Source organism: Candidatus Symbiopectobacterium sp. NZEC135 (genome assembly GCF_025962695.1).
The window spans coordinates 1-1,240 of the sequence record NZ_JAGFPF010000547.1; the positions used below are offsets into that span (position 1 = coordinate 1).

The following is a 1,240-nucleotide window of genomic DNA, read 5'->3' on the forward strand; positions in this document are numbered from 1 at the left end:
GGGTATCCTGGGGATTTTTGCCGGTCACTTTTTGGGGATGCTGACACCGCACTGGATGTACGAAGCCTTTTTGCCGATTGAAGTGAAGCAAAAAATGGCGATGATTGGTGGCGGATCGGCCGGTGTACTGACGTTTGTGGGCGGTATTTTGCTGCTCAAGCGCCGACTGACGAATCCGCGTATTCGCGCCACATCGAGCGTTGGCGATATTCTTATCCTGTCGCTGTTGGTGATTCAGGCCGGGTTGGGCCTGTTGACCATCCCGTTTTCTGCGCAGCACATGGACGGCAGCGAAATGATGAAGCTGGTCGGCTGGGCGCAGTCGATTGTGACCTTCCACGGTGGGGCGTCAGCGCATCTGGAAGGGGTCGCCTGGGTGTTCAAACTGCATATCGTGCTGGGGTTGACGCTGTTTGTGCTGTTCCCGTTCTGCCGCCTGGTGCACATCTGGAGCGCGCCGGTGGAATATCTCACGCGTCGTTATCAGTTGGTGCGTAACCGCCGCTAAGCGATAGCGATACAGAAAATCCCGCCATTCTTTTGAAGTAACCCATAAAGGTTGGCGGGATTTTTTTGTGCTTATTTAAACAGCCCCAGCACAAAATTCAGGATCAGAGAGGGTATCGTGAAATCCGGGTCAGCAAAGGTCACACCTTTGGCACCCAGATCGGCAAACAACGGCAGCGTAAGGGCTGGCAATACGCACAGCAACAACCCATTGATAAAGCTGGCGATGATGGCACCTCTGAAGCCGCCGGTTGCGTTGCCGAAAATGGCTGCTGCGCCGCCGGTGATAAAGCTCGCCATAATGCCGGGCACAATGATAGGCAGACCAATAAACGGGAAAATCAGAATACAAATCAGCTCAACCAGGAAACTCACCAAAAAGCCGATCAGCGTCGCGTTCGGCGCTTTGTCAAACAGCACCATAACGTCAACTGCCGGCACCGCGCCGGGCGCGAAGACTTTGGCAAATCCTTTAAATGCCGGAACGATTTCAGCCGTGAACAGCCCTACGCCTGCTTTTGCCAAATAGAGGCCGCAGGCGAAGGTCGCGGATTGTTCCAAAATGAAAATCAATACGTTTTTATCCGCCGCGCCGCTGCCATACACCATCACCATGGCGTCTTTGATTTGCGGTTGAGTGGCAAAAATGCAGGAAATGACCAACAAAATCAGCATGGTCAACAACGTGGCCACATTGGGCTCGCGCAAGAAGTCGAAACGGTTGCTGATTTCC

Annotated in this window: 2 protein-coding genes; one reads left to right on the top strand and one right to left on the bottom strand. The window is 53.5% G+C overall.

The features are described from left to right. The coding region (gene narI, locus J5224_RS28655) for a respiratory nitrate reductase subunit gamma (RefSeq protein WP_264628490.1) at nt 1–508 on the top strand (508 nt) is incomplete at its 5' end. Nucleotides 509–579: 71 nt separating this feature from the next. On the opposite strand, the gene J5224_RS28660 is transcribed toward narI, so the two are convergent. Beyond that, the coding region (locus J5224_RS28660; RefSeq protein ID WP_319802501.1) for a PTS transporter subunit IIC at nt 580–1,240 on the bottom strand (661 nt) is incomplete at its 5' end.